General features: G+C 68.5%; 16 protein-coding genes. 8 read left to right on the plus strand and 8 right to left on the minus strand.

What is annotated here, in order from left to right:
* The first annotated feature begins 21 nt into the window (after positions 1 to 21).
* Complete coding sequence (locus tag ACFWY9_RS19495) at positions 22 to 942, plus strand: LLM class flavin-dependent oxidoreductase (RefSeq protein WP_378339449.1); 921 nt, start codon at positions 22 to 24, stop codon at positions 940 to 942.
* On the opposite strand, the gene ACFWY9_RS19500 is transcribed toward ACFWY9_RS19495, so the two are convergent.
* The 3 genes from ACFWY9_RS19500 to ACFWY9_RS19510 all read right to left on the minus strand — a co-directional run bounded on the left by ACFWY9_RS19500 (position 939) and on the right by ACFWY9_RS19510 (position 2,890).
* Complete coding sequence (locus ACFWY9_RS19500) at positions 939 to 1,331, minus strand: SCO5389 family protein (RefSeq protein ID WP_378339450.1); 393 nt, start codon at positions 1,329 to 1,331, stop codon at positions 939 to 941. The two genes, ACFWY9_RS19495 and ACFWY9_RS19500, sit on opposite strands and share 4 nt — an antisense overlap.
* A 100-nt stretch (positions 1,332 to 1,431) precedes the next feature.
* The gene (locus tag ACFWY9_RS19505) at positions 1,432 to 2,166 is read right to left on the minus strand and encodes an ABC transporter permease (RefSeq protein WP_378339452.1); all 735 of its coding nucleotides are present in this window, start codon (positions 2,164 to 2,166) and stop codon (positions 1,432 to 1,434) included.
* A 13-nt stretch (positions 2,167 to 2,179) separates the two neighbouring features.
* On the minus strand, positions 2,180 to 2,890 hold the full coding sequence (locus ACFWY9_RS19510) for an ABC transporter ATP-binding protein (protein WP_378339453.1): 711 nt from the start codon (positions 2,888 to 2,890) through the stop codon (positions 2,180 to 2,182).
* A gap of 154 nt (positions 2,891 to 3,044) precedes the next feature.
* Between ACFWY9_RS19510 and ACFWY9_RS19515 the strand changes: the two genes are divergently transcribed.
* On the plus strand, positions 3,045 to 4,883 hold the full coding sequence (locus ACFWY9_RS19515) for a histidine kinase (RefSeq protein ID WP_378339454.1): 1,839 nt from the start codon (positions 3,045 to 3,047) through the stop codon (positions 4,881 to 4,883).
* Complete coding sequence (locus ACFWY9_RS19520; protein WP_378326039.1) at positions 4,856 to 5,512, plus strand: response regulator; 657 nt, start codon at positions 4,856 to 4,858, stop codon at positions 5,510 to 5,512. Before ACFWY9_RS19515 ends, ACFWY9_RS19520 begins: the two co-directional genes overlap by 28 nt.
* On the opposite strand, the gene ACFWY9_RS19525 is transcribed toward ACFWY9_RS19520, so the two are convergent.
* Positions 5,513 to 6,427: a YncE family protein gene (locus ACFWY9_RS19525; RefSeq protein WP_378339455.1), complete on the minus strand. Its 915-nt coding sequence runs from the start codon at positions 6,425 to 6,427 to the stop codon at positions 5,513 to 5,515.
* 75 nt (positions 6,428 to 6,502) lie between these two features.
* Here ACFWY9_RS19525 and ACFWY9_RS19530 point away from each other — a divergent pair, with 75 nt between their 5' ends.
* Positions 6,503 to 7,363 (plus strand): LysR family transcriptional regulator, encoded by an 861-nt coding sequence (locus ACFWY9_RS19530; protein WP_378339456.1) that lies wholly within the window; start codon positions 6,503 to 6,505, stop codon positions 7,361 to 7,363.
* Between the two features lie 4 nt (positions 7,364 to 7,367).
* On the opposite strand, the gene ACFWY9_RS19535 is transcribed toward ACFWY9_RS19530, so the two are convergent.
* Positions 7,368 to 8,714 (minus strand): FAD-dependent oxidoreductase, encoded by a 1,347-nt coding sequence (locus ACFWY9_RS19535; protein ID WP_378339457.1) that lies wholly within the window; start codon positions 8,712 to 8,714, stop codon positions 7,368 to 7,370.
* A gap of 83 nt (positions 8,715 to 8,797) precedes the next feature.
* Here ACFWY9_RS19535 and ACFWY9_RS19540 point away from each other — a divergent pair, with 83 nt between their 5' ends.
* Entirely contained in the window at positions 8,798 to 9,442 is a 645-nt protein-coding gene (locus tag ACFWY9_RS19540) for an aminodeoxychorismate/anthranilate synthase component II (protein WP_378339458.1), read from the plus strand.
* A 110-nt stretch (positions 9,443 to 9,552) separates the two neighbouring features.
* Here the strand turns inward: ACFWY9_RS19540 and ACFWY9_RS19545 are convergent, their stop codons facing one another.
* Complete coding sequence (locus tag ACFWY9_RS19545; protein ID WP_378326034.1) at positions 9,553 to 10,134, minus strand: hypothetical protein; 582 nt, start codon at positions 10,132 to 10,134, stop codon at positions 9,553 to 9,555.
* Between the two features lie 68 nt (positions 10,135 to 10,202).
* Between ACFWY9_RS19545 and ACFWY9_RS19550 the strand changes: the two genes are divergently transcribed.
* Positions 10,203 to 11,006, plus strand: coding sequence for an ABC transporter ATP-binding protein (locus ACFWY9_RS19550; RefSeq protein ID WP_378339491.1), 804 nt, complete (start codon positions 10,203 to 10,205; stop codon positions 11,004 to 11,006).
* A complete protein-coding gene (locus tag ACFWY9_RS19555) occupies positions 10,994 to 11,638 on the plus strand; it encodes a hypothetical protein (RefSeq protein WP_378326033.1) in 645 nt (214 codons plus the stop codon). Before ACFWY9_RS19550 ends, ACFWY9_RS19555 begins: the two co-directional genes overlap by 13 nt.
* Here the strand turns inward: ACFWY9_RS19555 and ACFWY9_RS19560 are convergent.
* Both ACFWY9_RS19560 and ACFWY9_RS19565 read right to left on the minus strand, forming a co-directional pair.
* Complete coding sequence (locus ACFWY9_RS19560; protein WP_378326032.1) at positions 11,618 to 11,887, minus strand: DUF397 domain-containing protein; 270 nt, start codon at positions 11,885 to 11,887, stop codon at positions 11,618 to 11,620. The genes ACFWY9_RS19555 and ACFWY9_RS19560 overlap by 21 nt on opposite strands.
* Before the next feature lie 23 nt (positions 11,888 to 11,910).
* Positions 11,911 to 12,777 (minus strand): helix-turn-helix domain-containing protein, encoded by an 867-nt coding sequence (locus ACFWY9_RS19565; protein WP_378326031.1) that lies wholly within the window; start codon positions 12,775 to 12,777, stop codon positions 11,911 to 11,913.
* Positions 12,778 to 12,830: 53 nt separating this feature from the next.
* Here ACFWY9_RS19565 and ACFWY9_RS19570 point away from each other — a divergent pair, with 53 nt between their 5' ends.
* Entirely contained in the window at positions 12,831 to 13,094 is a 264-nt protein-coding gene (locus ACFWY9_RS19570) for a hypothetical protein (protein ID WP_378326029.1), read from the plus strand.
* The last annotated feature ends 73 nt before the right edge of the window (positions 13,095 to 13,167 follow it).

Raw genomic sequence — 13,167 nt, forward strand, 5'->3', positions numbered from 1 at the left:
CCCGGCCAACGGGACGGGGACGTGCTGCGGCGGTCGGTGGCGGCCGCCGTGGCCGCCGAGCGAGCGGGGTTCGACGACGTCTGGTTCGCCGAGCACCACTTCATGCCCTACGGCGTGTGCCCGTCGGCGATCACGCTCGCGGCGCACGTGCTGGGCCGGACGTCGCGGATCGACGTCGGCACCGCGGTGAGCGTCCTGTCCACGGCGCATCCGGTCGCGCTGGCCGAGCAGTGGGCGATGCTCGACGCGATCTCCGGCGGACGGCTGTGGCTCGGCGTCGGCCGTGGCGGGCCGTGGCAGGACCTGGAGGTGTTCGGCACCGGCATCGACCGCTTCGAGAGCGGCTTCGCCGAGTCGCTCGACCTGCTGCTCGGGGCGATGAGCCGCGAGACCGTCGGTGCGGACGGCGATCACTTCGCGTTCCGAGAGGTGCCGATGACTCCGCGGCCGGAACGTCGTCCGCGAGTCGTCGTGGCTTGTGGTGGCGCGGAATCCGGTGCCGTGCGGCTGGCCGCGGAGCGTGGATTGCCGTTGCTGCTCGGGATGCAGGACGGGGACGCGAAGAAGGCCGAGACGGTGGCGGCGTACGGGCCCGGCGACGTCGGCCACGTGTCGACGGTGGTGTGTCAGGTGGGGGACGGCGCGGCCGACGTCGTCCGTGCCGCGCTGCCCGGCTGGCTGAAAGACGGGCTCGCCGCGCATGTCCGCTTCGACGGGCAGCAGCGGAAGATGCGGGATCCGGGTGAGTACACGGAGCACCTCTGCGCGATTCACCCCATCGGCGAGGCCGGGTACTGCGTGGAGCGGCTGCGGACGAGCCTCCGGCGCACCGGTGTCTCCCACGTGATCATGTTCGTGGAAGCGTCCGGTACGCCGGAGGGCACGTACGAGAACATCGCGCGGATCGGCGCCGAAGTGCTGCCCGCGCTACGGAACCGTTAGCAGTCGCGCAGTTCCGGGCTCTGGTTGAGCAGCTGGCCGCGTGGTGAGACGAACGCGCGGTAGCGGTCACTGTCCACTTGCGACGTCTTGAACACGGCGACGCGGTGGCAGTTCTGGAACGCCAGCTTGACGCCGAAATGCCGTTCCAGGCCGCCGCGGATGGCGTCCGACGCCAGCGCGCGCAGCAGTTGACCGCGCTCGGCCTCGCTCGGCGGTGGGGTCTCGTTGTCGGCGAACCCGTCCGCGGCGCCCTCGGCCTCGGCGATGACGCCGGTGATGACCTCCCAGGCGTATGGCAGGGATTCCCGGACACAGGCGACGAACTCGGCGTCGTCGACCTCCCCGCGTTCGGCCTTCTCGAGCAGTGCGGGCGACACATCCAGAGACATCGAACCTCCAAGGTGAACTGGGCCGTACTCCTGGCTACTCGTCCGCGGCCGGGGCCACAAGAGAAAACGATCATCATCACCACTTTGGCGGAGACCCCGGTCACTCCCAGCGAAAGAGCTTCGCCGCCAGCGCGGTGCCGCAGACCGCGAAGGCCGCCAGAACGGCCAGTTGCAGCGGCTGGACCCCGTTGCCGACCCACGCGTCCTGCAGCGGCTGCGCGCCCGGCGGGATGTAGTCGCTGATCCGCTGGAGCACCTGCGGCAGCAGCGGCCGCGGCAGGTAGACACCGCCGAAGAACATGATCGGGAAGAACGCGAGCAGCGCGATGACGTTCGCGCTCTTGCCGGTCCTGGCGATCGCCCCGGCGATCAGGCCGAGCGCGAACACCGAGACGATGCCGAGCAGCAAGGTGATCGCGAACGTCAGCGGATGCCGGGGCATCGGGACGTCGAACACCGCGCTCGCCACCACCATGGTCACCGCGATGCCGGCGACCGCGACCGCGGCGTGCACCACCAGCTGCGCGCCGAGCAGGTTCGCCGGATGTGCCGGGGTGGTGGAAAGGCGGCGCAGGACGCCCTGCTCGCGATAGGTCGCGACGGCCGTGGGGATGGCTTGCAGGGCGAGCATCGCGATGCTGATGACGATGATCGACGGCACCCAGAGTTCGATGAACCGGTGCCCGCCGGTGACTTCGCTCGGTTTCGACATGCCGGGGATGAAGCCGACGCCGAGCAGGATCCCGGCGGGCAGCAGCGTCCCGAACACCGCCCAGACCGGCGCGCGGAGGAAGAGTTTCGCCTCGGTGGCGGTGATCTTGACGAAGGTGCGCATGACGTCCTCCTGCTCAGTCGCGCCCGGTGAGGGTCACGAACGCGTCGTCCAAAGTGGATTTCTCAGTGGTGGCGCGGAGTTCGGCCGGGGTGCCGGTGGCGACGACGTGGCCGGCGTCGAAGATCGCGACGCGGTCGCACAGCCGCTCGGCCTCGTCCATGAAGTGGGTGACGAGCAGGACGGTGACGCCGCTGTCACGCACGCGCTCGACGAGCTGCCAGGTGTCGCGCCGCGCGTGCGGGTCCAGGCCGGTGGTCAGCTCGTCGAGCACGGCGACCTCGGGGTTGCCGATCAGCGCGAGCGCGATCGAGACGCGCTGTTTCTGGCCGCCGGAAAGGTTCCCGAAGTAGCTGTCCGCGTGGTCGGTGAGCGCGAGGACGTCGAGCAGGACGTCGATGTCGGCGGGGTTCGGGTAGAACGACGCGAACAGCTCCAGCGCTTCGCGGACCTTCAGTTTCGCGGGCAGGGTGCTCTCCTGCAGTTGCGAGCCGAGCCGCTGTCGCAGCGCGTCGCGTTCCTTCGCAGGGTCCAGCCCGAGGACGCGGATCGTGCCCGAGTCGGCGGTCCGCAGCCCCTGGAGGCATTCCACGGTCGTCGTCTTTCCAGCGCCGTTGGTGCCGAGAATGCCGAAGATCTCGCCGCGCTCGACGGTGAACGAAACGCCGTCGACCGCGACCCGTGAGCCGTAGCGCTTGGTGAGGCCGGTGACTTCGATGAGTGGCATGCGGACCACGCTATTTTCGCCGGGCGGTCGGAAGAATGACGCTGAAACCCCAGCTCAGGTGGGATTTTGCTGACCTGAGGGTGGTGCTGGACCCACCCCGTCCATGGCGCTCGGCCTACTGCGCTTCCGGCTCGCGATCGGCGAGACTGGGCACATGACTCACTACGTGCGCTCGGTCGGCCGCGCCTTCGCGCTGGCCGGGTTCGCGCTGGTGAGCTGGCTCGACGTGCTGGCCGAGTTGCTCGCGTTCGGGCTGCTGTGCACGGGCCTGATCTTCTTCTACGCCCCGGCCTTGCTCTGGGCTCGGCGGCGATCGGCCAAGACCAGGGAACTGGTCGCGCGCTGGTGCGGTGTCGAGGTCGAATCGCCGTACCGGCCGGAGCCACCGGAGCCGGCGCCGGAACGTGACGGCTGGTACCGCGACGGCAACCAGCTTTACAAGCGCGCGTGGTGGTTGCGCTGGATGCGCCGGTTCCACTGGGCCACCGACGATCCGGCCACCCGGCGCGAACTCGGCTGGCAGCTGGTCAACCCGCTGGCCGCGCTCGCGCTTCCGGTGGCGACGATGCTCTGCGGGCCGCGCGCGCTGCGCTGGTACGGCCGATGGACGCGTCACTGGCTCGGCCCGCGCGCGGACGGCGAACCGGACATCGGGGTCACGCGGCGTGTGCTGCGCTGGGTGGGCAGGCGGTACGAGTCGCTCGGGCACCAGATGGGGCTGTTCGTGCTGGCGGTGGTCCAGCTGGGATTCACGGTCTGGCCGATTGTGCTGCTCGTCGGCGCGTACCCGGTGGCGGCGCCGATCGTGCTGCTTTCGCGCACCGTCACGAACACGCTGCGCCGGGAGGCCTGGAACTGGACCGGCGTCCGGATCGACCGGCCCTACCTGCCCGCCCCGTCGCTCCCGGTGCCGCGGCCCGACGGGTTGTTCCAGGTCGGCAAGCAGCTCTACGAGGAACCATGGGAGCCGGTCCGGCTCGCCAGGACGCGCTGGGTCACGCGTGACCGCGCGACCTGGCGTGACCTCGCGAGCGGCTTGCTGAACGTGCCGGTCTTCCTGGTGCTGATGATCCCGACGGTCTCGGCGACCTTCTGGGGTTTCCTCGGCCTGCAGGCGCTCTGGATCTGGCGGCCGATCGCGCAGGGCGCGAACTCGGTGTGGAGCACGGACTGGTTCACCATGATCGGCCTGCCCTCGGCGACGACCACTCTCGACGCGCTGAAGCTGACCCCGGTCGCGCTGGGGTTCATGGTCGCCGGCCTGATCCCGGCGACCTGGCTGGCGCGGCAGCAGGCCCGCTTCGCCCGGCTGCTCCTCGGCCCGACCGAGTCCTCGCGGCTCGCGCAGCGCGTCGAACGGCTGAAGGAAACCCGCACCGACGCGTCCGTTGCGCAGGCGGCGGAACTGCGCCGGATCGAACGGGACCTGCACGACGGCGTCCAGGCCAGGCTGGTCGCGATGGGGATGAAGCTCGGCGCGGTCGAGGCGTTGATCGACGCCGATCCGGGCCAGGCGAAGAAGCTGGCCGCCGAAGTGCGGGAGGCTTCGTCGGAGGCGCTCACCGAACTGCGGCTGCTGGTTCGGGGGATTCACCCGCCGGTGCTGTCCGAGCGGGGACTGGTGGACGCGGTGCGCGCGCTCGCGCTGGACAGCCCGCTGGACGCCGAGGTCACCGGTTCGCTGGCCGGGCGGCTGGAGAAACCCGAAGAGGCGTGTGCGTACTTCGCGGTGTCCGAACTGCTGGGCAACGCGGCGAAACACGGTGAAGCACGCACGGTGTCGATCTCGTTGGAGCATCTCGACGGCTTGCTGCGGATCGTCGTCACCGATGACGGGAAGGGCGGCGCGGAACCCGCCCGCGGGTCGGGGATTCGCGGGATCGAGCGCAGGCTGGGCGTGTTCGACGGTAGGTTTTCCCTGACCAGTCCCATCGGCGGACCGACGACGGCGACCGTGGAGATCCCGTGCCAGCTCGACCTCGAACAGTCGTAGCGGAGGACCAGTATCTGCTCCGTGACGGTCTGACGCATCTGCTCGCGGCACACGGGTTCGACGTCGTGGCGGCGGTCGGCTCCGGGCCGGAGCTGGACGCGGCGCTGCGTGAGCACCGGCCCGATGTGTCCATTGTGGACGTACGGATGCCGCCGACGAACACCGACGAGGGGCTGCAGGTGGCGCTGGCCGTCCGCCGCGACATCCCGGGATTGCCGATTCTCGTGCTCTCCCAGCATGTCGAGCAGCTCTACGCCCGCGAACTGCTGGCGGACGGCGTCGGCGCGATCGGCTATCTGCTCAAGGACCGGGTGTTCAACGCCGAGCAGTTCGTCGACGCGGTGCGCCGGGTCGCCGGTGGCGGCACGGTGATGGATCCGGAGGTGATCGCGAAACTGGTGGCGGGCAACAGCCGTGACCCACTGGCCGCGCTCACCCCGCGCGAACGCGAGGTGCTGGCGTTGATGGCCGAAGGCTGCTCGAACGCCGCGATCGCGTCGAGGCTGCATTTCAGCGAGGGCGCGGTCGGCAAGCACACCGCGAACATCTTCGCGAAGCTCGGCATCAGCGCGTCCGACGACACCAACCGCCGCGTGCTCGCCGTCCTCGCGTACCTCGGTGCCGGGTGATCAGAGCAGGACCAGTTCGTGCGCGCCCGCGTCCATCTCCACGACGGTTTCGACCTTCCAGGTGTTCCGGTCGATGACCGACATGGTGCTGTTGGCGTTGACGTAGACGTGGTCCGCGTCGGAAGCGACGCCCAGCGGGGCGGCGCCCACCTCGATCGACTCGACGACGATTTCGCCGCTTTCGGGGTCGGCCACGCTCACCGAGCCCGCCTGGGGCTTGTCGTATTCCCACTGCCGGAAATGCGAAACCACGACCAGTCCGGTGTCCAGCACGTGCACGTTGTGCGGATTGGCGGGCAACGTGACGTCGCGGATTTTCGTGTCCGTTTCGGTGTCGATGACGAACAGCAGCGGCGCGTGCCGGTCGCTGGCGTACAGAATCGAACCGTCGGCGCTGAGTTCGAGATCCTCGGACCCGGTCTGGGTCGGGATCCGTTTCAGCGGACGGCGTTCGACGAGATCGAGCACGGAGACGAACGGGACTTCCTTGTTGCCGGTGTAGGCCTTCGTCGCCGTCGCGGCGAGCCAGTGCGGGCCAGGGACGTCGATCGGGATGTGGCCGATGGGCTCGAAGGTGTCGAGATTCAGGGTGAGCAGGCAGCCGCCGTGTGATTCGCAGACCACGTGCAGTTCGTCGCCCTGAACGGAAAGGTCGTGCGGACCGGCGTACGGCGAAATGTCGATGACCCGCGTGATCGTCCAGGTGGCCGGATCGATGACGACGATTTCCTCGCCTTGGTCGCCGTGCTCGTTGTACCAGCCGTCGCGATAGGTGATCGTGACGTAAAGCAGTTCACGTTTCGTGTCGAAAGCGCACACATGCGGCTGGGGCGGGGTTTTGACGCGGGCGATTTCCCGGAAGTCGGCGTCGAGCGCGGTGACCGTCGAGGCCGCTTGATGACAACTGATGAACATGATTCTCACGCTATGCTCGCGACATAGGTGCGTCCAGAGCACATTCGACAACTCAAAGTTGCACGAGGTGGAACAGTGGATCTGAACCTGCTCACCGCCTTCGACGCGTTGTTGCGCGAGGGCAGTGTGACCGGCGCGGCCGAGCGGCTCGGCCTGTCCAAGCCCGCGATGAGCCGCGCGCTGGGCAGGCTGCGGCGGGTGCTGCGGGATCCGGTGCTGACCAGGGCCGGGCGCGGCATGGTGCTCAGCCCGCTCGCGCTGGAGATGGCGCCCCGCGTGCACGCGCTCGTCGAAGAGGCCACCTCGCTGCTGAGCACAGGGCACGCCGTCGATCTGTCCACTTTGGAACGGACGTTCGCGGTGCGGGCCAACGAAACGCTCGTGGCCCACATCGGTGGGCGGCTGCTGGGGATGATCGCCGAGGAGGCGCCTTCGGTGCGGTTGCGGTTCGTCGCCGAGGGGGACGAGGACGTGCGATCGCTGCGGGACGGCAGCGTCGACCTGGACATCGGCGTCATCGGCGAGACGGGGCCGGAGGTCCACGTCGAACCGCTGTTCCGCGACGACGTGGTGTTCGCGATGCGGCCGGGACATCCGCTCACGCGCGGCGACGTCAGCTGGAAACGGCTCGCGCAGTTCCCGCACATCTCGATCTCCCGGCGCGGCCGGATCGGCGAGACGCCCGCCAAGCACGGCGCGCGGGTGGTGGCGGTCGTCCCGGCGGCTCCCGCGGCGGTCTACCTGCTGCGGGATTCCGACGCCGTCACGCTGATGTCGCGGCAGTTCGCCGCGAAGGCCGGGCTCGCGATCGTGGAGCCGCCGCAGCGGGTCCGGGCGTTGCCGATCTCATTGGCGTGGCACCCGAGGCTCGACGCCGACCCGGCGCATCGGTGGCTGCGAGCCTGCGTACGCCGGGTCTGTCGCGAACTCTCGTGAGCGGTCAGGAACGCGAGACGCGCAGCATCTCGTCGCGCTCCACGACCTTGACGCGTTCGCGGCCGTGCGGGGCGCCGAGGTCCTTCTCGTAGGTGTCGAGCTTGCCCCAGCCTTCCCACGTGGTGAAAGCGATCCCGCGTGCGGCGAGGAAGCCGAGGATCGCGTCGGGGGAAGCGTGCTGCGGCTCGGCGAGCGTGTCGGCGTCGGCCAGGAGACTCGCGATGGTCTCGGCCGCGTCGCCCTTCGTGTGCCCGATCAAGCCGACCGGCCCGCGCTTGATCCAGCCGGTGACGTAGACGCCGGGCACCTGGTTCTCGTCGAGGTCCAGCACGCGGCCGGCCTGGTTCGGCACCACGCCGTTGACGTGGTCGAACGGGACCTCCGGCAGGTGCGAGGACAGGTAACCGACCGCGCGGTACACGGCCTGGACGTCCCAGTCGTGGAACTCGCCGGTGCCGCGGACGTTGCCGTCACCGGTCAGCTCCGTGCGCTCGGTACGCAGGCCGACGACCTTGCCGTCCTCGCCGAGCACCTCGGCCGGCGAGTGGAAGAAGTGCAGGTGCAGCCGCTTCGGGCGGTCGCCCTGGTCGCGGATCGCCCACTCCTGCAGCGTCTTGACCACCATGTCGATCTGCTTCGACTCGCGCAGCGCGGCGATGCTGCCCTCGTCGAATTCGATGTCCTCGGGGTGGACGATGACCTCGACGTTCGGCGAGTGGTCGAGCTCGCGCAGTTCCAGCGGCGTGAACTTCGCCTGCGCCGGGCCGCGGCGGCCGAACACGTGGACGTCGGTGACCGGGCTGGCTTTGAGTCCTTCGTAGACGTTGTCCGGGATCTCGGTGGTGAGCAGTTCGTCCGCGGTCTTCGCCAGGATGCGCGCGACGTCGAGGGCGACGTTCCCGACGCCGAGCACCGCGACACTCGTCGCGGTCAGCGGCCAGGTGCGGGGGACGTCGGGATGGCCGTCGTACCAGGACACGAAGTCGGCGGCGCCGTGGCTGCCGTCGAGGTCGATGCCCGGCAGGTCGAGCGCTCGGTCGGCCATCGCGCCGGTCGCGAAGATGACCGCGTCGTAGAACTCGCGCAGCTCGTCGAGTTTGATGTCGGTGCCGTAGTCGATGTTGCCCAGCAGCCGGATGTTCGGCTTGTCGAGCACCTTGTGCAGCGCGGTCACGATGCCCTTGATGCGCGGGTGATCGGGCGCGACGCCGTAACGGATCAGCCCGAAGGGCGCCGGCATGCGCTCGAAGATGTCGACGGACACGTCGGCATCCGACTTGTCGAGTATGTCGGCGGCGTAGATCCCAGCGGGACCAGCGCCGACCACGGCTACGCGAAGAGAACGGCTCACATCTCCGAGAGTAAGTTAGGCTAGCCTAATTTTTAATGTGATCTGGCGTACGGTCCACCAGCTGGGACGGTTAAGCTGGGCGCATGCGTGTACTCGTGGTCGACAACTACGACAGCTTCGTCTACAACCTCGTCCAGTACCTGGCGCAGCTCGGCGCCGACTGCACGGTGTGGCGCAACGACGTGGTCGACCTCGACAAGATCGGCGAGTTCGACGCCGTGCTCGTCTCTCCCGGCCCCGGTACGCCGGAACGTGCTGGTCAGAGCATGGACGTCATCCGCAAGTGCGCCGAGACGCGGACACCGATGCTCGGTGTCTGCCTCGGCCACCAGGCGCTCGGCGTCGTGTTCGGCGCGACCGTAGATCGTGCGCCGGAGCTGCTGCACGGCAAGACGAGCCAGGTCCGGCACCGCGGCGTCGGCGTGCTCGCCGGACTGCCCGAGGAGTTCACCGCCACGCGGTACCACTCGCTGACCGTGCTGCCCGACACCATTTCGGACGACGTCTTCGAGGTCACCGGCAGCACCGAGTCCGGGATCGTGATGGGCATGCGGCACCGCGAGCTGCCGCTGGAGGGTGTCCAGTTCCACCCCGAATCCGTGCTCACCGAGGGCGGGCACCGGATGCTGGCGAACTGGATGGCCTCGGCCGGACACCCAGTCCCGGCCGCCACCGTGGACGAACTTGAACGCGCGACGAAGGCACTCCAGAAGGCCGCCGCCGCGTGACGTTCGGTGGTTGAGGCGCTACACTGGTGGTTGAGCTGGTCGGTCCGCGGACGCGGCCGGAAGTGAGCCGGGGAACGTGCCCGCCGGATGACGGGACCCCCGGCTTCGCGCTATCCGGGGTCCACTGTGGTGATCTCGATTAGATGCGCGTTGTTGATCGTTTCCCACGGTTCCCATTCCTCGTGGTGATGTGCGGCGACGTAGGCGGACGCGACCCAGTCGGCAGGCCATAGCAACGGCAACGCCTTACCAGCATGGTCGACGCGCAATGCGGCAGTGATCCGGCGGGAACGACGGAGCCGCTCGCAGGTGCGACGGTCATGCCGGTCGCCACCCCCGCGGCTCTCCAAGACCACCTGGCGAGCTTGTTCGATGTGTTCAAGCCGAGGCAGCAGTTCGCGCAGGAGTTGCGCGCGTGCGTGCTCCTGGTCGGCTTTGCCGCAGCCGGTGGTGAGAAGGATGGCACCGTGCAGCGGGAACTCGCCCAAGGTTTTCGCCACGGCGAGGCGACGCTCGTACCGCTCGGTGCGGTAGTGCAACGGCAGCCCGGCTTCCTGCATTGTGGCCAGCGTTGTGGTGATGTGCTCGTGGGTGCTTACCGCTGTGAGGACGGCGGCTACGACGTAGAGGCGCTGTCCGTCCGGGAGACGGGCGCCTGCTTCGTCCACATGAGCCACCGTGTGCTCGACCACTCACGAACAGTAGCGGCGAGTACCGACAGTGTCGCTGTGCGGGTAAGACTGGGGAAGTGACGGCAGAACTGATCCGGCTGGTGGGGGTCGGCAAGTGGTACGGCCGAGGGGAACCGGTGCTCGACGGCGTCGATCTCAGCGTGCCGCGCGGCCGGGTCATCGGCATCCTCGGCACGAACGGCTCCGGTAAGTCCACGTTGCTGCGGATTCTCGCGGCGCTTTCGCGGGAGAGCGCCGGCCGCGTCGTCGGGCGGCCGCGGGTCGGTTATCTCCCGGATCGGTTTCCGGCGGGGCAGCGGATGAGCGCGCGGGCGTATCTCCGGCACATGGCGCGGATCCACGGGCTGGCCGACCTTTCGGTGATCGACCCGCTGCTGGATCGGCTGGCGTTGGTGGGCGGGCCGCGTTCGCCGTTGCGGACGCTGTCGAAGGGCAACGCGCAGAAGGTCGGTCTCGCGCAGGCGGTGCTGGTCGATCCCGAACTGCTGATCCTCGACGAACCCTGGTCCGGTTTGGACGTCGAGGCGCACGCCGTGCTCGGCGAACTCGTCGCGGAGACGAAGAACCGCCGTGCGAGCGTGGTGTTCACCGACCATCGCGCCGCCGTGGTGCACGAGCACGCGGACGACGTCTATCGAATCGAGCACGGGCGACTGTCCGTCGTCGAGTCCACAGTGGACATACCGGCGGCCACGCGGATCGTGCTGCACGGGGCGGGCGGCGACCTCTCCGCCGAGCCGGGCGTGCGCGAAACCGTCGCCGATGGAGCGCGGGTGGTGCTGACGGTGGAAGCCGAGCACGCGGACGCGGTGTTGCTACGCGCGCTCAACGGCGGCTGGTCGGTGCGGGAGGTGGCGCCGTGCTCGCGATGACGTGGTATTACCTGGCGTTGCTGGCCCATTCGCAGCGGTACCTGCCCGCCGTGCTGGTCTACCTCACGGTGAACGTCATCCTGTACTCCGACCCGCGATCGCCGTTGATCCCGCAGTACGGCGTCAGCGCGGGGGCGCTGCTCGTGGTGTCCTGCTGGCTGACGATCGCCACTCTCGACATCGAGGATCCCGTGCAGCGGCTGATCACCTTCAGCCACGCGCGACGGCTGCGCGCGGTGCTCGGCGGGGCCGTGCTGGCGGTGCTCGGCTGCGCGTTGGTGCTCGCGTGCGCGTCCGTGGCGTGGTCGGTCATCAAGTCCGGCCACGGTCCGGCACCCGTGCTCGGGCTGGGACTCGCGGCGCATCTGATCTGCGCGGTGTTCGGGATCGTGATCGGGCTGCCGTGCTCCCGGCTGCTCGTGCCGCGCGTCGGCTGGACGGTGCTGGCCGCGGTCCTGGTGCTGGCCGCGGTGTTGCTGCTCAAATGGCTGCCGCTGGCGAACCCGCTGCTGCGCGCCATGACCAACGACCGCCCGCTTACCGGGCCGCTGACGCTCGCGGCGGTGCTCGCCCTCGTCCTGCTTTTCGCCAGCGGTACCGCGGTGGGCTGGCTACTCCGCCGCCGCGCCTGAACGCACTTGAGTGAGGAGGGCGCGCCAGGCTGGGGTGGGGAGGGTCAGGTGGCCTGCGGTGCGGTCCTTGCTGTCGCGGATGCCGACGGCCGGTGCCGCGAACGCCACCTCGACGCAGCTGCCGCCATTGCCGCCGCTGTGGGAGCTGGTGCGCCAGCCGGTGAAGGCGACCTCGACGCAGTCGCCGCCATTGCTGTTGCTGTAGGAGCTGGTGAACCAGCCGGTGGTGGGGAACTCTGGGGCAGGCATGGCACTCCCCTTCAGGTGGCGGTCTACTTATAGGACTCTGCCACCTTAGCGATGAACTTTCGAGAGTTTTCCGGGTCCAGTGCCGAGTCGCGGAGGCGGCGGAAAACGATGCTGTACCTGGTGAACTCGTCCGGTTCCTTGAGGTAGGTCGCACCGAACAAGTCCTCCAGATACACGGTCGAGAAATTCTGTTCCTGTAGGCGGAACAACGCGAAGGCGGACGGCATCGTGATGCGGTCCGGGACGTCGAAGGGCAACACTCGGACGGTGATATTGGGTCGCTTGGACGCCGTGATGAGCTGCTTGAGTTGCCCGTACATGATGGTCTTGCTGCCTTGGATCCGGCGCAGCACGGCCTCGCTCAGCACCACGTCGAGCCGCAGCGACGGTCGCCCGTTGCGCCGCAGCGCCATCTGTCGTTCCAACCGGGTAGCCACCTGCTTCTCGACGATCCGCGCGTCGGCCTCCGGCTCCCAGGCCAAGATGTTCGACCTGGCGTAGTCCTCGGTCTGAAGCAGCCCCGGCACTCCTTCGGACTGGTAGTTGCGGATTTCGGTGGCGTCCCATTCCAGTGCCAGGAAGCGGCGGAACCAGTCGGGGACCGCGTCGCGTTCGGCTGACTTGCGGCGACGGCGGCGCTTGGGCTGGGCCTCGGCGAGCGTGACCAGGTAGTCGCGCTGCTCCGGGGTCGCGCGGTAGAACTCGGCGAGCTTGCGGATGTCCTCGGGATCAGCGGTCTGGTTGCCGTTCTCCAGCTTGGACAGTTTCGGCGTCTGCGCGTTGATGGCTCTGCTGGCCTCGAGCGCGGTATAGCCTGCTTCCTCGCGCAGTCGTCGCAGCTCGATACCCAGCTGGGTCTTCAGCAACTCCGGGTCTGACGGAATGTCCATGCGCGAATACTAGCAGTTGTCACAAGAGAAAGTTTCTTGCTACCGTCCGAGCTATGGAACCTAGTGAGGCAGCGTACCGGCGGCTCATCCATGACAACGCCGTCGCGGGAAAGCCCAGGTTGTTCACGGTTTTCGGGACGATGAAGCGGTCTCCCGACGAGCCGCTCATCGGCTGGGGCATGCAGTTGCCCGACGAGGGCGGAGTGCTGTTCTGCTTCTTCGAGGACAGCACGGTTCACTCTTCCGATACCCCGGAACGGTTGTTGGAGGTGCTGCGCATCATCGGCGATGTGGACCTCGAATGGCTCGACTCATGAGAAAGGCCCGCACGGAGAACCGTGCGGGCCCTGCTCAGGTCCGCATGGCGTGAGGGCCGGCCGGGGGGGTACC

The sequence above is a fragment of the Amycolatopsis sp. NPDC059027 genome, assembly GCF_042739735.1.
Lineage (GTDB): Bacteria > Actinomycetota > Actinomycetes > Mycobacteriales > Pseudonocardiaceae > Amycolatopsis.